We start from the raw sequence: 21597 nt of genomic DNA, 5'->3' as shown, positions 1-21597 counted from the left end.
GAGATTCAAACGGGTCCGCCGACATCCTTGTCCTGCGGACCGGCGGCCTTGCGCTCGTTATAGAGATTGATGATGGCGGCGGCGGTTTCCTCGATCGAGCGGCGCGTCACGTCGATCACCGGCCAGGAATTGTCCGCGAACATGCGGCGCGCATATTTCAGCTCGTTCTCCACCCTTTCGGCCTTCACATAGTCCGTATCGGGCGACTGGCTGAGCGAAAGCAGACGATTTCGGCGGATTTGAATCAATCGGTCCGGCGCGGTGGTGAGGCCCACGACCATCGGCCGCTTCAACCCGAACAGGATCGACGGCGGCGGACTTTCCACCACGATCGGGATATTGGCCACCTTGTAACCGCGATTGGCGAGATAGATCGAAGTCGGCGTCTTGCTGGTGCGCGACACGCCCGCCAGCACGATATCGGCCTCTTCCCAATCTTCCCAGGCGATGCCGTCGTCATGGGCGATGGTGAACTGAATCGCATCGACGCGCGCGAAGTAGGCATCGTCCAGCCGATGCTGGCGGCCGGGACGGCCCTTGGCTTCCTGGCCCAGCAGCGCTTCCAGCGCATCTGTCACCCCATCGAGCACGGCAATCGCCGGCAAGCCCAGTTGCTGGCAGCGTTCTTCCAATCGCCCGCGCGTTTCCTCATTCACCAAAGTGAAGAACACGAGGCCGGGATTGGCCGCGATCTCGCCCATGATCCGGTCGAGATGCTGCTGCGAACGCACCATCGGCCAGAAGTGCCGCAGCACGTCTGAATCATCGAACTGGGCGAGGGCGGCCTTGGCGATCATCTCCAGCGTTTCGCCAGTGGAATCCGAGAGAAGATGCAGGTGAAATCGCGCCATATTCGGCCTTTTCCGGGGTTTTCAGAGGGTTCCACAGGGGGCCTGTGGATATGTCCCGGCATAAACCACGGGATGGATACGGTGACAACTCAAGAGGCCGTTTTCCTCCCCGTTGAACCGATTCAATGGGGCGATTCTTAAACAAGATTCAAATCCGCCCCACAGCCTGTGGGTAACAGGGATAAAGAGTCTTTGACTCAGACTCATCCGAGAGTCGCAGCTGACTCTTGAACCTGTTCAGCCCGGGATAAATCGGGCAGGGTTCAATCGTCCCCGATATCCACAGGGCCAACAGACTCTATCAACCTTTTAAGAATCTTATTTTTTTGGACTGGACCTGAATCTCGATGCCTGGCCTTCTTCTCGACACCCTGCGCAAAACGAACACGAGCAGGCGCCCAATCTGGCTGATGCGCCAGGCTGGACGCTACCTTCCCGAATATCGCGCCCTGCGCGCCGAAAAGGGCGGATTCCTCGCGCTCGTCTACGATACCGACGCCGCTGCCGAGATTACGATTCAACCGATCCGTCGTTTCGGATTCGACGGCGCAATCCTGTTCTCCGACATTCTGATCGTGCCCTACGCGATGGGGCAGGACCTGCAGTTCCTGGCCGGCGAAGGCCCGAAGCTGACTCCGCGCCTTGTCGACAGTGCTTTGAGCGGACTCTCCGCCGTGCCCGAACGGCTGACTCCGATTTACGAGACGGTGCGCAAGGTTCGATTTGCCCTCGATGCGGACAAGACCATGCTGGGCTTCGCAGGAAGCCCCTGGACGGTCGCTACGTACATGTGTGCGGGCGAAGGTAGTCGGGACCAGCATGAGACGCGGGCAATGGCCTATCGCGACCCTGCGGCGTTTCAGGAGATCATTCAGGCTATCGTGGGGGTGACTGTCGAATATCTCAGTGGCCAGATTCAAGCCGGGGCTGAGGCCGTGCAGTTGTTCGATTCATGGGCGGGCTCGCTTTCGCCCGCTCAGTTCGAGCAATGGGTGATCGCGCCCAATGCGGCCATCGTCGAAGCGGTGAAGGCGCGCCATCCGGAGACTCCGATCATCGGCTTCCCCAAGGGATCGGGCGAAAAACTTCCCGCTTACGCCCGCGAGACCGGGGTGGACGCGGTCGGAATCGATGAAACGATAGACCCCATCTGGGCCGCGCGCGAATTGCCGCAGGGCATGCCGGTGCAGGGGAATCTCGATCCGCTGCTCCTGCTGGCAGGCGAGGCGGAACTCGAGAGCCAGACCCTGCGCGTGCTGGACGCTTTCGCGGACCGGCCGCATGTATTCAACCTGGGCCACGGAATCGGCCAGTTCACGCCGATCGAGAACGTTGAGGCGCTTCTGGCCATCGTGCGCGGCTGGTCGCGGTAAACCCCGCCTCCCCGATACGGGGAGGGCGACCGCCTGAAGGGTGGTGGAGGGGACTCGCGGTTTACGCAAAGGCGGCATGAGGACGCCAATCCCCTCCGTCTGTCGCTTCGCGACTGCCACCTCCCCGCGCCGGGGAGGACAAAATGTCCATTGGAATCACCTTGAACCGGGCCGATCAAGCGTGCAGGAGAATCTCTCCGCTCCAACGAGACGTCGTACGCCGATGCAGGAAACGCTTTCCATGCTCTATCTCTGGCTCAAGGCCGGACATGTCATTTTCGTGATCTTCTGGATGGCCGGGCTGTTCATGCTGCCGCGCTATTTCGTCTATCATCAGGAAGCGGAACCCGGCTCGGCAGAGGCGGCGCGCTGGATCGATCGCGAGGCCAAGCTGCGCAAGATCATCCTGACGCCGTCGCTGATCATGGTGTGGATCTTCGGCATCGCCACCGCCTTCTCGATCGATGCCTGGAGCCAGGGCTGGCTTCATGCCAAGCTGTTGTTCGTGCTGGGTCTTTCCGGCTATCACGGCTGGCTCGTGGGCTATGCGAAGAAGCTGGCCAAGGGTGAGCGCACGCTGACCGGGAAGCAGCTTCGCCTGTTGAACGAGATTCCCGGGCTTGCCGCCGCGGTCATCGTGGTGCTGGCAGTCGTCAAGCCGTTCTGATCGAGTCTCCCCGACTCCGGTAATCGCAAAAGTATCGGCTTGGCGCAGGCTGCGTCCGGCTTGTGGAACGTGCGTTGACCGAAGGCCGCGCAATCCCTATCTGAGCCTTGTTCCGGCATAGGGCGGTGAGCCCATTCTCCTGCCCGGATCCGCTTTCCCCAAGCCCAATGATCCCGCCGGCCGACACCCATTTTCCATCCGGAATTCAGAAAAAATGCATCTTAAAGAACTCAAGAAGAAATCATCGGCCGAGCTGGTCGAAATGGCAGAGGAACTTGGCGTAGAAGGCGCTTCCACGCTGCGCCGCCAGGACCTGATGTTCGCCATCCTCAAGGAAGTGGCCGAAGACGGTGAGGAAATCATCGGTCAGGGCACGATCGAGGTTCTGCCGGACGGCTTCGGCTTCCTGCGCAGCCCCGAGGCGAACTACCTTGCCGGCCCGGACGACATCTACGTTTCGCCCAACCAGGTCCGCAAATGGGGCCTGCGCACGGGTGACACCGTGGAAGGCGAAATCCGCGCGCCCAAGGACGGCGAGCGCTACTTCGCCATCACCAAGCTCATTAGCGTCAACTTCGACGATCCGGACGTGGTGCGCCACCGCGTCAACTTCGACAACCTGACGCCGCTCTATCCCGATCAGCGCCTGAAGCTCGACAGCCTGGACCCCACGGTCAAGGACAAGTCGGCCCGCGTGATCGACCTCATCTCGCCGCAGGGCAAGGGCCAGCGCGCCCTGATCGTGGCGCCGCCGCGCACCGGTAAGACCGTGCTGCTCCAGAACATGGCCAAGGCCATCACCGACAACCATCCGGAAGTCTTCCTTCTCGTGCTGCTCGTCGACGAGCGTCCGGAAGAAGTCACCGACATGCAGCGTTCGGTGAAGGGCGAGGTCATTTCCTCCACCTTCGACGAACCCGCGCAGCGCCACGTCCAGGTCGCCGAAATGGTGATCGAGAAGGCCAAGCGCCTGGTCGAGCACAAGCGCGACGTCGTGATCCTGCTGGACTCGATCACCCGCCTTGGCCGCGCCTACAACACCGTGGTGCCCAGCTCGGGCAAGGTGCTGACCGGCGGTGTGGACGCCAACGCCCTGCAGCGCCCCAAGCGCTTCTTCGGCGCCGCGCGCAACATCGAGGAGGGCGGTTCGCTCTCCATCATCGCCACGGCCCTGATCGATACCGGCAGCCGCATGGACGAAGTCATCTTCGAAGAGTTCAAGGGCACCGGTAACTCGGAAATCGTCCTGGATCGCAAGGTGGCCGACAAGCGCATCTTCCCGGCACTGGACGTCGGCAAGTCCGGCACCCGCAAGGAAGAGCTGCTGGTTCCGAAGGATCAGCTCACCAAGATGTGGGTGCTGCGCCGCATCCTCATGCAGATGGGTACCGTCGATGCGATGGAGTTCCTGCTCGACAAGATGAAGGACTCTAAGACCAACGAGGACTTCTTCGCCACGATGAACCAGTAAGAGGGGCTCGGGGGCTTGAGCATTCTCGATACGCTTGTCGCCACCTCTTCCATGGGTGGCCCGGCGGAAATCTGGCAGCACATTGTCAACGATTTCTCGAACCTGGGGACGCCGGCAGCCATGTCGGCGTTCCTCCAGGTCCTGATGATCGACGTGGTGCTGGCGGGCGACAACGCCATCGTCGTCGGTGCACTGGCAGCGGGGCTGCCGGCGGACCAGCGCAAGAAGGTCATCGCCATCGGCGTGATCGCGGCACTGGTGCTGCGCATCGCCTTCGCACTGGTGGTGACGTGGCTGCTGGGCCTTGTCGGCCTGATCTTCGCGGGCGGCCTGCTGCTGCTGTGGGTTGCGTGGAAGATGTACCGCGAGATTCGGGGCGGCGACCACGTCGGTTCTCCGGAAATCGAGGGAGACGACAATTCGGGCGTCCGTCCGGCCAAGAGCTTCGCAGGAGCGGCGCTTTCGGTGGCGGTGGCCGACATCTCGATGTCGATCGACAACGTTCTGGGCGTGGCCGGCGCGGCGCGTGACCATCCTGGCATTCTGATCGTCGGTCTGATCTTTGCAGTGGCGCTGATGGGCGTGGCGGCGAATTTCATTGCCCGCTACATCGAACGCTATCGCTGGATCGCCTGGATCGGGCTTGCCGTGATCCTCTACGTGGCGACGAAGATGATCTACGAAGGGTGGACCGACCCGCAGCTGGGCATCATCACCCTGATGTGATTGGCTGGTGCGTGAAATAGAAAAGGGCCCGGAGGCTTCGGCTTCCGGGCCCTTTTCTGTTGCGAAGAACTAGATACGCACCCTGTGCTTGCCGTTACGTTCATCGTCGCCCCCGCGAAGGCGGGGCCCCGCTTCCTTCGCGCCCCGATAGCAAGAGCAAGCGGGATCCTCGCCTTCGCGGGATGACGGGTTGGAGGCGACGGGAATGCCTAGATAAACGGCCGCTGGCGCGTCTCAGGGTACCAGAACCGTGGAACCGGTGGTTGCCCTCGATTCCAGCGCCCGATGCGCTTCAGCGGCGTCCTGAAGCGCAAATGTCTGACCGATCCGGGGCTTGAGCACGCCACTGGCGATCCGGTCGAATAGCTTCTTCGCGCTGATCGCCAGTTCCTCGGGCGTGGCGACATAATCCGCCAGAGTCGGCCGCGTGAGATAGAGCGAGCCGGCGCGCATCAGGTCGAGCGGGGGCAGGGCCGGGACAGGACCGGAGGCATTGCCATAAGTCACCATCAGCCCGCGACGGCGTAGCGAGGCCAGCGATGCGGACCATGAATCGGCACCGACGCCGTCATAGACGACATGACACATCGCGCCTGCCGTGATTTCCCGGATCTTCTCCGGCAAGTCACTGAAATCGCAATAGAGCGAATGCTCACCGGGAACCTGGGCGGCCTTCTCGGCCGATCCGGTGTGGGCGATCACCGTGACCCCCTTGTCCAGCAGCCAGGGCACCAGCAGCGATCCTACACCGCCCGCGGCCGAATGGACCAATGCCACATGCCCGCGCTCGGCGGGGAAGGTGTCTTCCGCCAGATAGCAGGCCGTGAGTCCCTTCAGCATGACGGCTGCGGCGATTTCCGGGGCGATGCCTTCCGGAATCCGCATGGCCTTGTCCGCCTTGAGCAGTCGGTGCGTGGCATAGGCGCCACCGGCACTGGTGGTGCCGACGCGATCGCCCACCGTGAAACCGGAAACACCGTCGCCGATGGCAATGATCCGTCCCACACTCTCCGAACCGAGGCTGATCGGCAGCGGATCGGGGTAGAGGCCCTTGCGGTAGTAGGTATCGATGAAATTGAGGCCGACGGCCTCAGTCTCGATCACCAATTCGCCCGGGCCGGGGGAGGGGACGGTGAAATCCTCCCGCTCGATCACTTCGGGGCCGCCGTGGCGGCGGGCGATCATCCGGTATCCGGTGGTCATGATGGGGGAATCCTCTCGGTGATCAGAATACGCGCCGGAACGTGTCGGCACGGGCGACACTCCAGGCACGGGCGTAGGGGGTGGAGGCGGGATCGGCGAGCAGTTCGCCGGGCTTCAGGAAGCGGTAGACTTCGTCCAGCGGGCCAGCCTTCGCGCTGTCGATCCGCTGGTACATGTCATGCTGGCTGAGGCCCCAGGGATCGTCATATCCCATGGCGACCACGATCTCGCGCAGCGACTTCAATGTTTCCTTCTGGAACCGGGCGACGCGTTCGGCCTTGTCCTCGACCACGAGACCGCGCTGTCGCCAGGCGACTTGCGTAGCGACGCCGGTCGGGCATTCACCAGTGTGGCACTTCATCGATTGCACGCAGCCGAGCGAAAACATGAAGGCGCGAGCGGCATTGCACCAGTCGGCACCCAGCGCGAAAGCGCGGGCCATGCCGGCGCCCGAGTGAATCTTGCCCGATGCGCCAAGCCGCACCTTGTCCTTGAGATTGGCCCCCACCAGCGCATTGCGCATCAGCGTCAGGCCTTCACGCAGCGGCATGCCGACATTGTCGGTCAATTCCTGCGGTGCCGCGCCGGTGCCGCCTTCGGCGCCGTCGACGACGATGAAGTCCGGGGTGATTCCGGTTTCCAGCATGGCCTTGATCAGCGCCATCACCTCGTGCGGCTGACCGACGCAGAGTTTCATGCCTGCCGGCTTTCCGCCGGACAGCTCGCGTAGCTGAGCCAACCACTGGAGTAGCTCGATCGGCGTGGAGAATGCCGAATGCGCGGCGGGGGAGAGGCAGTCCTTGCCCACTTCCACTTTGCGCGTCTCGGCGATTTCCTGAGTCACCTTGGGGCCGGGCAGGACGCCGCCGTGCCCGGGCTTGGCGCCCTGACTCAGCTTGATCTCCACCATGCGAACCTGATCGGCCTGCGCCTGTTCGGCAAAGAGATCCGGATCGAACTTGCCGTCCTTGTAGCGGCAGCCGAAATAGCCGCTGCCCAGTTCCCAGATCAGGTCGCCGCCATGCTTGCGGTGATAGGGGCTGATCGAACCCTCGCCCGTGTCATGCGCGAATCCACCCATCGCCGCGCCCTTGTTCAACGCCTCGATCGCGTTGGCGGACAGCGAGCCGAAGCTCATGGCGGAGATATTGAGCAAGGCGCTTTCGTAAGGCTTGCTGCAGGCGTCACCGCCGATCTTCACGCGCCAGTCCTTGGGCGCCTTTTCGTTCGGAGCGATCGAGTGGCCCAGCCACTCGTATTCGTCTGAATAGACATCCAGTTCGGTGCCCATCGGATGGGAATCGATCTCACCCTTGGCGCGGGCGTAGACGAGGCTGCGCTCCTCCACCGTGAAGGGGCGCCCCTCGCGATCACCCTCAACGATGTAGGCGCGCAGATAGGGGCGCAAGTCTTCGAACAGCCAACGGACGCGGGCAATCAGCGGATAGTTGCGTCGCAGCGCGTGGCGGCCCTGCACGAAGTCCCACAGGGTCAGCAGCAGCACCGGCACCATGAGCCACAAGGCCCAGCGCCACGATGGAATGAACCAGCAGGCGGCCGTCAGAATCACGACCGCCAGCGGCACGGCGTAGCGCGGGGCGATGGTCATCGCGGCTTAGCCGATGTGCTCCGCGAAGAACGCTTCGGTTCGGCTATCGGCGAGTTCGGCACCCGCTTCGTCGCGACGCTCACCGATCTCGGCAGCGAAACCGTGGTCCAGCCCTTCGTAGTCCCAGAGGGTGACGCGCGGATGATCGTCCAGCCCTTCGTGAATCGCCTTCTGCGCGGCAGCGTCAACGAAGTGGTCGGCAGTGGGAATATGCAGCATCAGCGGGCGGGCGATTGCATGCTTCTCATTGAGCATCTGGTCGATCATCACGCCGTAGTATCCGACCGAGGCATCGATATCGGTGCGCGCCGCCACCATGTAGGCGATGCGGCCGCCCATGCAGAATCCGACGAGGCCGACCTTCGCCACGCCTTCTTCGCGACGGATCCAGTGAATCACCGCTTCCAGATCGCGCATGCCCAGATCGAAGTCGTGCGCCATCATGTAACCGACAGCTTCCTTGAATTCCGCTTCGACATAGGGGCTGAGTTCGATGCCCGGCTTCTGGCGCCAGAAGGTGTCGGGTGCGACCGCGAGGTAGCCGCGCGCGGCCCAGCTGTCGGCCTTCTGGCGGATGCCTGCATCGACGCCGAAAATCTCCTGCTGGACGATGATCGCGCCGCGCGGTGTGCCTTCGGGACGGGCTACATAGGCCGGAATCGTGCCATCGTGATCGAGCGTGGGGATTTCGGTGTTGGTCATGGGGTCTCTCCTGCAGGCCGTTTGGCGGAGTTAGGCACGGGTGATGGACTTTGCCAACGCCCTGTGTCAGCTATGATGCAGAAATTCCAAGCGGGAGGCCGTCATGAAGGTCAATGTCGAGGTAGAATGCTCGCCCGAAGAGGCCCGGCGCTTCCTTGGCCTGCCGGATGTGACCAAGGCCAATGAAGTCTACGTGGATGCTCTCAGCAAGGCCATGCAGGGCGTTGGCAGCGTCGATCAGCTTCAGGAATTGACCAAGCAGGTCGCACCGATGGGCGAGTTCGGGCTGAAGCTGTTCCAGCAACTGATGGAAAGCGGCGCGGCCATGGCGCTGAGCGGTGTGCTGAATCCGCAGGGCGGCAAGCCCAAGAAGGACAACTGAGCCTTCACGCGCTGATCCGGTCAGGCTAGGCGAAGAGCCATGTCTGACCTTGCGCATTCCGATACGATCTTCGCCCTCTCCAGCGGGGCGCCGCCGGCAGCCATTGCCATCATCCGTGTGAGTGGGCCGCAGGCGGGTGCCGCGCTTGTCGCGCTCACCGGCTCGCTGCCCGCATCGCGTCGCGCGCGTTATCGGGTGCTGCGCGACCGGGCAGGGGCAGTGCTCGATCAGGCATTGGTCTTGTGGTTCCCCGGCCCGGCCACGGCGACGGGCGAGGACCTGGCCGAGTTTCATCTTCATGGCGGACGCGCTGTTGTGGCGGCGGTCGAGGCCGAATTGGCCGCCTTGCCAAAGTTGCGCCGCGCAACTCCGGGGGAATTCACCCGTCGCGCTTTCGCCAATGGCCAGATCGATCTGGCCGAAGCCGAGGGGCTGGCCGATCTGCTTTCGGCCGAGACCGAATTGCAGCGCCGCTCCGCGCTGGCGATGGCGGGCGGGGCTTTCTCCCGCCAGGTGGAGCAGTGGCGTGACCGCGTGCTGACAGCTTCGGCTTCGGTCGAGGCGGTGCTGGACTTCGGCGACGAGGATGACGTGGCGGACTTGCCGGCGAACTTTCAAGCGGGCCTGTCCGCATTGCGCGATGAGCTTGGCGAATGGCTTTCGCGTCCGCGCGCCGAAGCGCTGCGCGAGGGCTATCGCGTGGTTCTCGCCGGGCCGCCCAATGCGGGGAAGAGCACACTGTTCAATGCGCTGGTTGAGGATGAGGCGGCGATCACCTCACCGCTGGCCGGGACGACGCGCGATGTGCTGACGCGCGCGGTTGCCATTGGCGGCGTGCCGTTCCTGTTCGGTGACACCGCAGGGCTGCGCGATGAGACGGGCGATGTGATCGAGGCGATCGGCATTGCCCGCGCGCGGGATGCACTCGATCGGGCAGACTTGGTGCTCTGGCTTGGCCCGGAAGGGGAGGGGCCGGATGGCGCCTGGGAGATCGCCGCTCAGGCCGACGTGTTCCACGTGGAACAAAAGGCCGCGCCGCGTCATCGGGTTTCGGCCGTCACAGGTGAGGGTGTGAACGCGCTCCGCCTCGATCTTGTCGAGACCGCGCGCGATGCGATGCCTCGTCCCGGCGAAGCGGCGCTCAATGCGCGTCAACATGCTCTTGTCGCGGAAGCCGAGCGAGCGCTCATGGCTGCTGGTCACGAACGCGATCCGCTGCTGGTGGCCGAAGCTTTGCGACTGGCGCGGGTAGCTTTCGATGCCTTGATCGGTCGGGCCACGACGGAGGATATGCTTGACGCATTGTTCGGACGGTTCTGCATCGGCAAATGACTGAGGCGTAAAGCGGGTGTTCCACGTGGAACACACCTTTGACGCGATTCACAGTTTCGAGTAAGCGCGGCGGATGCATTCATTCGACGTGATCGTGATCGGCGGCGGCCATGCCGGCTGCGAGGCGGCTTCCGTTGCCGCCCGCATGGGCGCGCGCGTCGCGCTCGTCAGCTTTGACCTCGACGCCGTGGGGGCCATGAGCTGCAATCCCGCCATCGGCGGATTGGGCAAAGGGCACCTCGTGCGCGAGGTCGATGCCTTCGACGGCTTGATCGCCCGTGCGGCGGATGCGGCCGCGATTCACTATCGCATGCTCAATCGCTCGAAAGGCAGCGCTGTGCAGGGCCCGCGTGTCCAGGCAGATCGCAAGCTGTTCAAGGCGGCGATCCATCGGCTGCTGAAGGATCAGGGCGACCTGACTCTGGTGGCGGGCGAAGCTTCGGCATTGGTCATCGAACAGGGCAGGGTGACCGGACTCGATTTGGTCGACGGCACGCGCCTCAATGCAAAGGCGGTTGTGCTCTGCACCGGCACTTTCCTCGGCGGCACTCTGTTCCGGGGCGAGGAGCGGATGGTCGGCGGGCGCATCGGCGAAAGCTCTGCGCAAAAGCTCGCAGCTCAGCTGCGCGAGGCGAAGCTGCCGATGGCGCGACTCAAGACCGGCACCCCGCCGCGTCTGGATGGCCGCACGATCGATTGGGCCCGGCTTGGTGAACAGCCGACCGACAACGAACCCTGGACGATGTCGGCGATGGGGCAGCGTCGCGAAGTGCCGCAGGTGTTCTGTGCGATCACCCGGACCAACCCGCGCACGCATGACGTGATCCGTGAGAACCTGCATCGCTCGCCGCTGTTCACCGGTGCGATCGGTGCGCAGGGGCCGCGTTACTGCCCTTCGATCGAAGACAAGATTCACCGCTTCGCCGATCGTGATGGGCACCAGATCTTCCTTGAGCCGGAAGGGCTCGACAATCCGCTGGTCTATCCGAACGGTGTGAGCACTTCGCTGCCGGCCGACGTCCAGCTGGCGATGCTGCGGACGATGGAAGGGCTGGAGCGAGTCGAGATGGCCGTGCCCGGCTATGCGGTCGAATACGATCACATCGATCCGCGTGCTTTACGCACGAGTCTGGAGCTGCGCGACATCGCCGGACTCTACTGCGCGGGCCAGATCAACGGCACCACCGGTTACGAGGAGGCGGCCGCGCAAGGGCTGGTCGCGGGTATGCACGCGGCAGCTGCCGTGCTGGGCCGGGAGCCGGCCGCGCTCGATCGAGCCAACAGCTACATGGCGGTGATGATCGACGACCTGACGCTGCATGGCGTGAGCGAGCCCTATCGCATGCTGACGGCACGTGCCGAATACCGTCTGCGTCTGCGCGCCAACAATGCCTCTACGCGTCTCACGCCCCTTGCGATGGAAGCGGGCGCGGTGGGGCCAGTGCGGCGTGAATGGTTTGCCCGGCGTCTGGAGGCGCGCGCCGAACTGGAAGCTGCGTTCGATGTTCCGGTTGCTTCAGTCGAGATGGCGCAGGCCGGCTTGCCGGTTCGCTCTGATGCAGGTCGTCTTCCGATCCGCGAATGGCTGCGCTTCGGCGGCGTCGACCTTGCCGGACTCTCCCCCTGGATCGCCGGCGAGCATCTGGCGGATGCCGATCTGGCCGAGGAACTCGCCGAGGATGCCGCTTACGCCCCTTACCTTGATCGGCAGGAGCGTGAACTGCGCGAGTTGCGGGCGAGCGAGGCGCTGCCTCTGCCCGAAGATTTCCCATATGCCGAAACGCCCGGCCTCTCGCGTGAGATGGTCGAGCGACTGACCAAGGCGCGGCCGGAGACTCTGGCCGCTGCCGGTCGTATTCCCGGCATCACTCCGGCGGCGCTTGCAGCGCTGCTCGTCCATGTCCGCAAGGAAGCAGCGTGATTTCCACCGAAGACGAAGCACGCGACTGGCTGCGTGCTCTCCCCGAATACGATGCCGCCGCCGAGGGCAGGCTGGAGCTTCTCGTTCGCCTGCTGGCAGAGGAGAACACCCGGCAGAACTTGGTCTCGGCCGCGAGCCTGGATCAGGTCTGGCTGCGCCACATCGTCGACAGCGCCCAGCTACTGCCACATGTTCCACGTGGAACATCGTCGCCCTGGATGGACCTTGGCACCGGCGCTGGCTTCCCCGGTCTGGTGATCGCGGCGCTTCGGCCGGAGTGCGAAGTGCTGATGGTCGAGTCGCGCGCGCGGCGAATCGAATGGCTTGATCGCGCCCGCATCGCGATGGGGTTGGATAAGGCGAGGGTGATCGGCCAGCGTCTGGAGTTGGTAGAAACCCGTGAGGCGCGCGTGATTTCGGCGCGTGCTTTTGCGCCTTTGGAAAAACTCCTGACATTATCCTCTCGTTTTTCCACAAGCGACACGGTCTGGCTGTTGCCCAAAGGGCGGTCTGCACAGCAAGAATTGGAAGACCTTCGCAAATGGCGGCATGTGTTCCACGTGGAACAGTCCCTGACGGATCCGCAGGCGGGCATCATTGTCGGCACGCTGGCCGGCGGGAAGGGTAAGACCAAGTGATCCGTATCGCGATTGCCAACCAGAAGGGCGGTGTCGGAAAGACCACGACGGCGATCAACATTGCCACGGCGCTCGCGGCTACGGGTTGGAAGACGCTGCTGATCGACCTTGACCCGCAGGGCAATGCTTCGACCGGCATCGGTATTTCAGCCACCGAACGAACCGCGTCGTCCTACGATGTATTGGTGGACCGTGCCCGCGTGCTCGACTGCGTCATGGGCACCAAGATTCCCGGTCTCGATCTGCTGCCCGCCACAGTCGATCTGTCCGGTGCCGAAATCGAACTGGTGAATGCGGACGATCGCGCCAATCGCCTTCGCACCGAACTGCGCGGCGATCTCGGTTACGATGTCTGCCTGATCGATTGCCCGCCCTCACTGGGGCTGCTTACGCTGAACGCGTTGACGGCCGCCGACACTCTGCTGGTGCCGCTTCAGTGCGAATTCTTTGCGCTGGAAGGGCTTAGCCAGCTTTTGCAGACGGTGGAGCGGGTGCAGCAGCGCTTCAATCCCGATCTGGGGATCATCGGCATCGCGCTCACCATGTTCGACCGCCGCAATCGCCTGACTGACCAGGTTTCGGAGGACGTGCGCTCGGTCCTTGGCTCGCTCGTTTTCGAAACGACCATTCCGCGTAACGTGCGTCTGTCCGAAGCGCCGAGCCACGGCGTACCTGCATTGATCTACGACCATACTTGCGCCGGCAGCCGCGCCTACATGGCGCTGGCCCGCGAACTTATCACCCGACTGCCCGAGAAGAGGAAAGCGGCATGAGCGACGAATCGATTGTCCGCATCAGCGTACCCCAGCCTGACAAGCCCGTGCCCGCCAAGCAGAAGCCCAAGGGGCTCGGCCGAGGTCTTGGCGCGCTGCTGGGCGAGACGCGCCGCGAGGAACCGCTGCCGGCGGGCAGCGAAAGCTCGGTAAGCTCTCCCCGGGCGGGCGGCCTTGCCGTCCTGGCCATTTCAGACATCACCCCGCACCCGGATCAGCCGCGCCGTATCTTCGATGAGGAAGCGCTGGAGGAACTGGCGGCATCGATCGCGCATCGCGGCGTCATCCAGCCGATCATCGTTCGTCCGATGGGTGGGGGCTACCAGCTCGTTGCCGGTGAACGCCGCTGGCGGGCGGCGCAGAAGGCACAGCTTCACGAGATTCCGGCACTGGTCCGGGATCTCTCCGAGCGCGAGGTCATGGCCCTGGCCCTGATCGAGAACCTCCAGCGCGAGGATCTCAATCCCATCGAAGAGGCACGCGCCTATAACCGGCTTGCCGAATTCGAGGGAATGACTCAGGCCGAGATCGCCCGCATGGTCGACAAGAGCCGCAGTCACATCGCGAACTTCCAGCGCTTGCTGGCATTGCCCGATGGCGTGATCGCCAAGGTGGAGAACGGCAGCCTGTCGATGGGCCACGCCCGCGCGCTGATCGGCTGCGACGATGCGGAAGAGATCGCAGAGGCCGCCATCGGCAAGCAGATGTCGGTGCGTGAAATTGAAAAGCTGGTGCGCAAGAAGCTGCGTGGCGACGTTGCGCCCCGCCGGGCGCGTACGGCGCGCAGCGCGACGGAAGACGCCGATATCGCCGCCGTGCAGAACCACCTTGAGGAATTTCTCGGCATGCCGGTGAAGATCAGCGCGGATGCCGATCCCAAGTCGGGTACGGTGACGATCCGTTACGCCACGCTCGATCAGCTCGATCTGGTGTGCCAGCGGCTTACGGGCGGGTCGATTTAAGCGCTTCTTCGAGAGCTTCGTTTGCGCCCGGTTCTCGTCATCCCCGCGAAGGCGGGGATGACGCTTCCCTGTAGACCTGACGAGAGCTTGAAAAAGGCGGCGGGCACCCGCCTACGCAAAGGCGACGGTCTTGGGAAATTTGCGGGGATGATTGGCTCCCCGCAATTCCTATTCAGTCCAGATAGATGAGCGTCAGATCGCGCTGGCAACGGCCTTTGCCAAGCGCTCAATCCCTGCGGCGTCCTCATCATCGAAACGGCCGGGCAGGGGGCTGTCGAGGTCGATCACCGCGATTACCTTGCCGTCGCGCAGCACCGGCACCACCAGTTCGGAACGGCTCGCCGCGTCGCAGGCGATGTGTCCCGGAAAGGCGTGAACATCGGCCACGACCTGAGTCTCGCCGCTTTCCGCCGCCGTGCCGCAAACGCCGCGACCGAAGGGGATGCGGATGCAGGCGGGCTTGCCGATGAACGGGCCAAGCACCAATTCGCCGTCGACGGTGCGATAGAAGCCGGACCAGTTGAGATCGGGCAGAAACTGCCAGAGCAGCGCTGCAAGGTTGGACATGTTGGCGACCGCATCGGGCTCGCCGGCGATCAGCGCCTGCGCCGATTCGACAAGCTGGTCGTAGAGTTCGGGCTTGGGCGTATCGCCCTGGGGTGCGAAGTCGTACATGGATATGCCGTTACTCCAAGTCGCTGTTGCCGCCTAGCCGGCTCGGGCTTATCCATTGCGCCATGCGCTCGATACTCATCAAAGTCGCCGTCGTCCTGCTGCTGATCATCCTCGCCATAGTCGGGGTGATTGCCTGGGCGCAGTATTCCAACACGTCCGACCTGCCGCTGGAAGCTACCACGGGCAAGGACCCCAAACTCGTCGAGCCCAATCCGCAGACGATTCCCAGCGTCAAGCTGGTGAAGACCGTCGGCTGGGGGCAGGGCGAGGCGCCGACTGCGGCCCAGGGTTTTACCGTCAATCGCTTCGCCGAAGGGCTGGATCACCCGCGCACGATGCTGACGCTGCCCAATGGCGACGTGCTGGTGGCCGAAACCAATGCGCCTGCCGGCAACAAGCCCAGCGGCATCACCGGCATGGTGATGGGCTGGATGTTCAGCCGCGTGGGCGCGGACGTGCCTTCGCCGGACAAGATCGTGCTGTTGCGCGATGCCGATGGCGACGGCAAGGCGGAGGTCCGCGCGGACTTCCGGACCGAGGATATGCACTCGCCTTCCGGCATGGCCTATCGCGACGGCAAGCTCTACATCGCCAATCATGACGCGGTGCTGGAATTCGCATTCCAGCCCGGCGAGACCAAACTGGTGGGCAAGCCGCTGCGCAAGATGATGGACCTGCCCGCCGGCGGGAACCACTGGATGCGCAACCTGCTGCTGAGCGACGATGGCCAACACCTCTATGTCGCGGTGGGGTCCTCCACCAACATTGCCGACAATGGGATGGATGCCGAAGCCGGTCGCGCCGCGATCTGGGAAATCGACGTTGCCACCGGCCATCGCCGCCAGTTCGCGGGCGGCATGCGCAATCCCAACGGCATGGGCTGGAATCCCTCCACCGGAGAGCTTTGGGCCACCGTGCAGGAGCGTGACATGCTGGGTCCGGACCTTGTGCCGGACTATCTGACCAACGTCCCTGTCGGCGCCCAGTATGGCTGGCCGTGGATCTACTGGAAGACGACCTTCGACGATCGTGTCCAGTGGCCGATGGAAACCTACATGCTCGAATATACCCGCAAGCCTGAGTACGCGATGGGTGCGCATGCTTCGGTGCTCGGCATGGTTTTCGCGCATGGCGGCATCACCATGGGCGACAAGTTCGCCAACGGGGCCTTCGTGGCGCGTCACGGATCGTGGAATCGCCGCCCGGCAGTTGGTTATGACGTGGTCTTCGTGCCTTTCGACGAGCACGGCAATCCGAAGAACGTGAAGCCGGTGCCAGTGCTCTCGGGCTTCCTCCAGGACGCCTCGCACACGCGTGGTCGGCCGACCTGGCTGGCCTTCGACAAGACCGGCAGCCTGCTGGTCAGCGACGATACGGGCGGCATGATCTGGCGCGTCAATGTGCCGGGCGCGAAGCCGGCGGCGGAGATCAAGCCGGTGGTGGCGGAGCACATGAAGCCGCTGACGGAGCTGAAGGATCCCACCGCCCCCACGGCGGATACGGTCGCCGGCTTCAAGAAGGGACCGGATAGGCTGCTGCCCTGAAGGTCGCATCACACGGAAACGAAAACGGGGGGCGAAAGCCCCCCGTTTCTATTTCAGAGCACCTTGCCGGCGCGTCCCGCCAGTTCGGTGACATATTGCCAGGCCACGCGCCCCGATCGGGCGCCGCGGCGGCGTGACCATTCCAGCGCGTCACTCTCCTCGAACTCCAGGCCATATTGCTCGGCATAGCCGTGGATGATCGCCAGGTACGAAGGCTGATCGCAATTGTGATAGCCGATCGAGAGGCCGAAGCGATCAGCCAGCGCCAGACGGTCGTCGATCACGTCGCGCGGATTGATGGGATCGTCCTGCTCGCTCATGGAACGGCCGACGATGGCGCGGCGGTTGGAGGTTACTGCCAGACGCACATTGGCCGGGCGCGCCTCCACGCCGCCTTCCAGCCAGGAGCGCAGCAGGCGCGGGCCGGTTCCGTCGCCTTCCTCGAAGCCCAGATCGTCGATGTAGACCAGGAACTGGCGATCCACTTTGCCCAACAGCGTGAACAGCGCGGTAACGCCGTGCAGCGCCTCCTGTGCCACCTGCACCAGCGCGATGCGGCCCGGATGGCTCTCCTGCGCGGCGCGGATCGAAGCGCGAATCACGGCGGACTTGCCCATGCCGCGCGATCCCCAGAGCAGCATGTCATGCGCGGCATGGCCGGCAGCCAGGCGATCGACGTTGGTGACCACGCGTTCCTTCTGCGCATCGATGCCGCGCAGCATGTCCAGCCTGGGCGCTTCCAGCGTGCCCACGGCGCGGGCCTCGGTCCCGGTCCAGACATAGGCCGGGTGGGCCAGCCAATCGACCTGAGCGGCCGGGGGAGGGGCCAGTCGTTCGAGAGCGGAAGCGATACGGGTAAGGACTTCGATCTTTTCGGTCACGCGGTCAGTTCCTCGCTGGTGAGGTCATAGAGCAGGGCGGCGCCATGGCCGGCCTGTGCGAGTGCGCCCATGGCTTCGGGCACGATGTGGTCGGCGAAATAGTGGGCGACTACGGCCTTGCGCTTGGCAAAGGCTTCAGGAAGGTCGAGCGAGGGACGGGCGGCCACTTGCCGTTCAAGCTGCCAGCCCGCAACCGCCACCGCGCAGGCATCCAGGAAGGGCACGCTGGCGGCCAGACGGTCATCCAGCGATCCGGCCAGAAAGCGTTCCGCCGTGGCCTTGCAGCCGAGGGCGAGGTCGCGCAGCGCCGGTGATCCGTTTCCAGCGATCTCGTCCATCAGCGCGAAGAGCACGCCGCCTTGCTCCAGACCTAGCTTGCGAGTCACGAGGTCTGCCGCCTGAATGCCGTTGGTGCCTTCGTAGATCGGGGCGATGCGGGCATCGCGGTAATGCTGCGCGGCGCCGGTCTCCTCAATGAAGCCCATGCCGCCGTGGACCTGAATACCCAGGCTGGCCACTTCCACGCCCTTGTCTGTGCACCAGGCTTTCACCAGCGGCACCAAGAGTTCGGCGCATAGCTGTGCCTCGGCGTCGCCCATGTTGCCGCGGTCGAGCTGTCCGGTGGCGTAGTAAAGCAGGGCGCGGCCCCCCTCGGTCAGCGCGCGCATGCGCAGCAGGGTGCGGCGCACGTCGGGATGCTCGACGATGGCGACGGGGTTCTTGTCGGGCGAACCGGCACGGGCGGACTGCACGCGGTCGTTGGCGTAGGCCATGGCCTGCTGCATCGCCCGCTCGGCGATTTGCACGCCCTGCGCGCCGACGTTGATGCGGGCATTGTTCATCATCGTGAACATGCAGCGCAGCCCCTCGTTCTCAGCGCCGACCAGTTCGCCGATGCATTCGCCGTTGTCGCCATAGCTCATCACGCAAGTGGGCGAGGCATGAATGCCCAGCTTGTGTTCGAGGCTGACGACCTTGAGATCGTTGCGCGCGCCGAGCGAGCCGTCTGGTTCCACGTGGAACTTCGGGACCAGGAACAGCGAAATTCCGCGCGATCCGGCCGGCGCGCCGGGCGCGCGGGCGAGGACGAGGTGAACGATGTTCTCGGCCAGATCGTGCTCGCCCCAGGTGATGAAGATCTTTTGCCCGGCAATGCGGTATTTGCCGGCGTGCGGGCCTTCGGTGATCGGCACGGCCGTGCTGCGCAGCGCGCCGAGGTCGGATCCGGCTTGCGGCTCGGTCAGGTTCATCGTGCCCGACCATTCGCCGCTGACGATCTTGGCGAGGTAGGTTGCCTGCTGCGCCGTGCTTCCGTGATGAATCAGTGCCTCGATCGCGCCGACCGTCAGCATCGGCAGCAGCGAGAAGGCCATGTTCGCGGTACCCATGCATTCCAGCACGGCGACGGCGAGCGATTGCGGCAGGCCTTGTCCGCCAAAGTCTTCCGGTGCGGAGATCGAATTCCACCCGGCTTCCACGAAGTCCGCGTAAGCTTGCGCAAAGCCATCGGGCAGCACGACTTTGCCGTCGATCAGGCGTGCGCCTTCGGTATCCCCCTTGCGATTGAGCGGCGCCCATTCGCCAGCGGCGAACTGTCCGGCGCCTTCGACCACGGCTTCCACCACATCGGGGCTGGCGGCGGCGAAGCGTTCGGTCTGGGCAAGCGCGTCCAGCCCGGCGTTTACGCGCAGGGCAAGGACCTGGTCGATGCTGGGGGGATTGAAAGTCATTTTCGCGGTTTTCCTTGGCTTTCCTCGCCGTGCGCTATAGCGGCAGGGCATGGAGCGCACCAGTCGACCCGAACGCCTTGCCGCCGATTCCACCGGCCTTGCCCGTGCTGCGGAACTGTTGCGCGAAAACGGTCTCGTCGCGATTCCGACCGAGACGGTCTACGGCCTTTCGGCAAGGGCGGACCGCGACGAATCCGTCGCCGCGATCTACCGCGCCAAGGGGCGGCCCAGCTTCAATCCGCTGATCGTCCATGTTGCCGGTCTGGAATCGGGCCGCCGTATCGCCCGCTTCGACGATCGCGCGTTGGCGCTGGCGGAGGCTTTCTGGCCCGGCGCGCTGACGATGGTGCTACCGCTTGCCGATGGCGCAGAGATCGCGCCTGCCGTCACCGCCGGCCTGCCGACCGTGGCGCTGCGCTGTCCGGCGCATCCGGTCATGCGGGAAGTGATCGAGCGCGCGGGGCTGCCGCTGGCGGCGCCTTCCGCCAACCGCAGCGGCGGCGTCAGCCCGACGACGGCGGATCACGTCGTGGCATCGCTGGGCGATGGGATCGACGCGGTGGTTGATGGCGGCGCCTGCGAGGCGGGGCTGGAATCGACGATCGTGGCACTGCGCGAGGACGGCCGCTGGCAGGTCCTGCGGCCGGGTCCGATTCCCGAGGCACGGATTCGCGCGGTGCTGGGCACCGAAGCCGACGCCGTGACGTCACAGGAGATCGAGGCGCCCGGCCAGCTTGCCAGCCATTACGCCCCTGGAAAACCGGTGCGTCTGGACGTGGTGGAGGCGGATGCGGACGAGTTCCACATCGGTTTCGGGCCTGTGGCAGGGCATGAGTCGTTGTCTTCGTCGGGTGATCTGGCCGAAGCAGCCTCCCGGCTTTACGCGTTGCTCCATGAGAGTGCGGCGGCAAAATTTCCCCGTGTCGCGGTGGCGCCGGTCCCGGACGTTGGCATCGGTGCCGCGATCAACGACCGTTTGCGGCGCGCAGCGGCTTAAGCGTCCTCGCGTCGCAGTTGGGATTGTCGGATATTTGCCGCCATTTCAGAGCAGCCCGTTCAGTTTGTGGCGAAGGCTGGCCCGCGCAGCCTGTACAGGGTTTCTCCCCAGCGTACGCGGCGCTGGGCTTCGATGAAGAAGCCATGCCGGCGGATCGCCCGCTCGAAATCGGTCCGTTTCATGTGATGTTTCCAGCCTTGCGGCCGTTTCTTGCCGAGCAGCCGATAGGTGACGTCCTTGAGCGACCAATGGTTGTACGAGATCGCCACGGTCCGGAACGAACGAAGCTGCGAGAGCACGCCATCGACATCGACCAGGTATTCGATCACTCCCAGCATGGATGCCGCGGTCGTATCGACGGGGGGCAGCGGCGCGTGGTTGAGATCGACAACGATGTTGCCGCCCCGATCGACGACGTCGAGCGGGACATAGCGAACTCCTGCTGAGAGGTATTTGCGCAAGGACATCAGGCCGCAGCCGATGTCGGCCACGGATTCTTCGCCGGAGAGGTATTGCGCCGCCATCGATGCGCGCGCTTCCCATGTCGTGCGAAGCCGTTCCCAGACACCTGGTTGGCTTTTGAAGGAGTCCAAGGCCAAGTTGGTCATTTCGCAATTGTCTCCAGCGAACGGCGCGTGACGCCTGTACCCCCGGAGCAATACCGACGGCCGGTCATCCCGATAGCGAAACAACCTCCGGTTTGGTGGAAATGGCCGGACCGTGCCACGCAGACTTGCCTTGCGCCGCGATCAGCGCGGCACGCAGGGTCGGCAAGAAGGCGGACACTGCTGGCGCCGCAGACCCGCTTCAGCGGGCTGCCGGTGCGCCTCCCGGCGTCAGGCTCTGGATATCCGCATAGTCGTCCCGCGCCTTGGTGCAGGAATCGCGATCGCCGCGATCGCATTCCTTCAGGTGGCGCTGGTACTGGCGCTGGAGCTTGCCGATCTTCTCGTCCCGCTCGCGCATCTGGCGGCCGCGTTTCTCATCGGCTTCGGATTGGCTGGTGGTGGCCATGTCCACGGCCGAACTGGCCACGCGCACGGGTGCCGTCACGACTTTGCCAACGGTGCTGATGCAGCCGCTCAATGCAAAAAGGCCAAGGGGCAGGGCGATGAGATGGGCGTGGCGGATCATGTCGGCGGCAAGACTGTCACGCCGAA

Annotated in this window: 21 protein-coding genes; 12 read left to right on the top strand and 9 right to left on the bottom strand. The window is 64.2% G+C overall.

The window, feature by feature from the left end; translation table 11 throughout:
* Positions 1 to 5 precede the first annotated feature (5 nt).
* On the bottom strand, positions 6 to 851 hold the full coding sequence (locus WBP07_RS15720) for a pyruvate, water dikinase regulatory protein (RefSeq protein ID WP_395392471.1): 846 nt from the start codon (positions 849 to 851) through the stop codon (positions 6 to 8).
* A gap of 347 nt (positions 852 to 1198) precedes the next feature.
* On the opposite strand from WBP07_RS15720, the gene hemE reads away from it, so the two are divergent.
* From hemE to WBP07_RS15700, 4 genes are all read left to right on the top strand, one after another.
* Positions 1199 to 2224 (top strand): uroporphyrinogen decarboxylase, encoded by a 1026-nt coding sequence (hemE, locus tag WBP07_RS15715; RefSeq protein WP_395392469.1) that lies wholly within the window; start codon positions 1199 to 1201, stop codon positions 2222 to 2224.
* Between the two features lie 223 nt (positions 2225 to 2447).
* Positions 2448 to 2891 (top strand): CopD family protein, encoded by a 444-nt coding sequence (locus WBP07_RS15710; RefSeq protein ID WP_395392467.1) that lies wholly within the window; start codon positions 2448 to 2450, stop codon positions 2889 to 2891.
* Between the two features lie 214 nt (positions 2892 to 3105).
* A complete protein-coding gene (rho, locus tag WBP07_RS15705; RefSeq protein WP_395392466.1) occupies positions 3106 to 4362 on the top strand; it encodes a transcription termination factor Rho in 1257 nt (418 codons plus the stop codon).
* Between the two features lie 51 nt (positions 4363 to 4413).
* Positions 4414 to 5088 carry a TerC family protein gene (locus WBP07_RS15700; protein ID WP_395395808.1) on the top strand — a complete coding sequence of 225 codons (675 nt, stop codon included), beginning with the start codon at positions 4414 to 4416 and terminating at the stop codon, positions 5086 to 5088.
* A 234-nt stretch (positions 5089 to 5322) separates the two neighbouring features.
* On the opposite strand, the gene WBP07_RS15695 is transcribed toward WBP07_RS15700, so the two are convergent.
* Genes WBP07_RS15695 through WBP07_RS15685 form a run of 3 tightly spaced genes read right to left on the bottom strand, consistent with a single transcriptional unit; the run spans position 5323 to position 8602 of the window.
* Positions 5323 to 6291 carry a quinone oxidoreductase family protein gene (locus WBP07_RS15695; protein ID WP_395392465.1) on the bottom strand — a complete coding sequence of 323 codons (969 nt, stop codon included), beginning with the start codon at positions 6289 to 6291 and terminating at the stop codon, positions 5323 to 5325.
* A gap of 22 nt (positions 6292 to 6313) precedes the next feature.
* Complete coding sequence (locus tag WBP07_RS15690; RefSeq protein WP_395392463.1) at positions 6314 to 7900, bottom strand: FMN-binding glutamate synthase family protein; 1587 nt, start codon at positions 7898 to 7900, stop codon at positions 6314 to 6316.
* Positions 7901 to 7906: 6 nt separating this feature from the next.
* The gene (locus WBP07_RS15685) at positions 7907 to 8602 is read right to left on the bottom strand and encodes a dienelactone hydrolase family protein (protein ID WP_395392461.1); all 696 of its coding nucleotides are present in this window, start codon (positions 8600 to 8602) and stop codon (positions 7907 to 7909) included.
* 103 nt (positions 8603 to 8705) lie between these two features.
* Between WBP07_RS15685 and WBP07_RS15680 the strand changes: the two genes are divergently transcribed.
* The 6 genes from WBP07_RS15680 to WBP07_RS15655 all read left to right on the top strand — a co-directional run bounded on the left by WBP07_RS15680 (position 8706) and on the right by WBP07_RS15655 (position 14610).
* Positions 8706 to 8984 carry a DUF6489 family protein gene (locus tag WBP07_RS15680; protein ID WP_142636605.1) on the top strand — a complete coding sequence of 93 codons (279 nt, stop codon included), beginning with the start codon at positions 8706 to 8708 and terminating at the stop codon, positions 8982 to 8984.
* A 39-nt stretch (positions 8985 to 9023) separates the two neighbouring features.
* Positions 9024 to 10316 carry a tRNA uridine-5-carboxymethylaminomethyl(34) synthesis GTPase MnmE gene (gene mnmE, locus WBP07_RS15675; RefSeq protein WP_395392460.1) on the top strand — a complete coding sequence of 431 codons (1293 nt, stop codon included), beginning with the start codon at positions 9024 to 9026 and terminating at the stop codon, positions 10314 to 10316.
* 73 nt (positions 10317 to 10389) lie between these two features.
* Complete coding sequence (gene mnmG / locus WBP07_RS15670) at positions 10390 to 12237, top strand: tRNA uridine-5-carboxymethylaminomethyl(34) synthesis enzyme MnmG (protein ID WP_395392458.1); 1848 nt, start codon at positions 10390 to 10392, stop codon at positions 12235 to 12237.
* Positions 12234 to 12875: a 16S rRNA (guanine(527)-N(7))-methyltransferase RsmG gene (rsmG, locus tag WBP07_RS15665; RefSeq protein WP_395392456.1), complete on the top strand. Its 642-nt coding sequence runs from the start codon at positions 12234 to 12236 to the stop codon at positions 12873 to 12875. Before mnmG ends, rsmG begins: the two co-directional genes overlap by 4 nt.
* On the top strand, positions 12872 to 13648 hold the full coding sequence (locus tag WBP07_RS15660; protein WP_395392454.1) for a ParA family protein: 777 nt from the start codon (positions 12872 to 12874) through the stop codon (positions 13646 to 13648). The genes rsmG and WBP07_RS15660 overlap by 4 nt, the downstream gene beginning before the upstream one ends.
* Positions 13645 to 14610: a ParB/RepB/Spo0J family partition protein gene (locus tag WBP07_RS15655; protein ID WP_395392452.1), complete on the top strand. Its 966-nt coding sequence runs from the start codon at positions 13645 to 13647 to the stop codon at positions 14608 to 14610. The genes WBP07_RS15660 and WBP07_RS15655 overlap by 4 nt, the downstream gene beginning before the upstream one ends.
* A gap of 192 nt (positions 14611 to 14802) precedes the next feature.
* On the opposite strand, the gene WBP07_RS15650 is transcribed toward WBP07_RS15655, so the two are convergent.
* The gene (locus WBP07_RS15650) at positions 14803 to 15285 is read right to left on the bottom strand and encodes a GAF domain-containing protein (RefSeq protein WP_395392450.1); all 483 of its coding nucleotides are present in this window, start codon (positions 15283 to 15285) and stop codon (positions 14803 to 14805) included.
* A 62-nt stretch (positions 15286 to 15347) separates the two neighbouring features.
* Here WBP07_RS15650 and WBP07_RS15645 point away from each other — a divergent pair, with 62 nt between their 5' ends.
* Complete coding sequence (locus tag WBP07_RS15645) at positions 15348 to 16829, top strand: PQQ-dependent sugar dehydrogenase (protein WP_395392448.1); 1482 nt, start codon at positions 15348 to 15350, stop codon at positions 16827 to 16829.
* A gap of 53 nt (positions 16830 to 16882) precedes the next feature.
* On the opposite strand, the gene WBP07_RS15640 is transcribed toward WBP07_RS15645, so the two are convergent.
* Both WBP07_RS15640 and WBP07_RS15635 read right to left on the bottom strand, forming a co-directional pair.
* Complete coding sequence (locus tag WBP07_RS15640; RefSeq protein WP_395392446.1) at positions 16883 to 17710, bottom strand: DUF815 domain-containing protein; 828 nt, start codon at positions 17708 to 17710, stop codon at positions 16883 to 16885.
* Positions 17707 to 19440, bottom strand: coding sequence for an acyl-CoA dehydrogenase (locus WBP07_RS15635; protein WP_395392444.1), 1734 nt, complete (start codon positions 19438 to 19440; stop codon positions 17707 to 17709). Before WBP07_RS15635 ends, WBP07_RS15640 begins: the two co-directional genes overlap by 4 nt.
* A 49-nt stretch (positions 19441 to 19489) precedes the next feature.
* On the opposite strand from WBP07_RS15635, the gene WBP07_RS15630 reads away from it, so the two are divergent.
* Positions 19490 to 20437 carry an L-threonylcarbamoyladenylate synthase gene (locus tag WBP07_RS15630; RefSeq protein ID WP_395392443.1) on the top strand — a complete coding sequence of 316 codons (948 nt, stop codon included), beginning with the start codon at positions 19490 to 19492 and terminating at the stop codon, positions 20435 to 20437.
* Positions 20438 to 20496: 59 nt separating this feature from the next.
* On the opposite strand, the gene WBP07_RS15625 is transcribed toward WBP07_RS15630, so the two are convergent.
* Both WBP07_RS15625 and WBP07_RS15620 read right to left on the bottom strand, forming a co-directional pair.
* The gene (locus WBP07_RS15625) at positions 20497 to 21045 is read right to left on the bottom strand and encodes a hypothetical protein (RefSeq protein WP_395392441.1); all 549 of its coding nucleotides are present in this window, start codon (positions 21043 to 21045) and stop codon (positions 20497 to 20499) included.
* Positions 21046 to 21244: 199 nt separating this feature from the next.
* A complete protein-coding gene (locus WBP07_RS15620; RefSeq protein ID WP_395392440.1) occupies positions 21245 to 21571 on the bottom strand; it encodes a DUF6726 family protein in 327 nt (108 codons plus the stop codon).
* Positions 21572 to 21597 lie beyond the last annotated feature (26 nt).

This window comes from Novosphingobium oxfordense (assembly GCF_044029435.1).
Lineage (GTDB): Bacteria > Pseudomonadota > Alphaproteobacteria > Sphingomonadales > Sphingomonadaceae > Novosphingobium.
The sequence above is the reverse complement of the archived record's forward strand: the minus strand, read 5'-3'. Positions and strand labels throughout refer to the sequence as shown.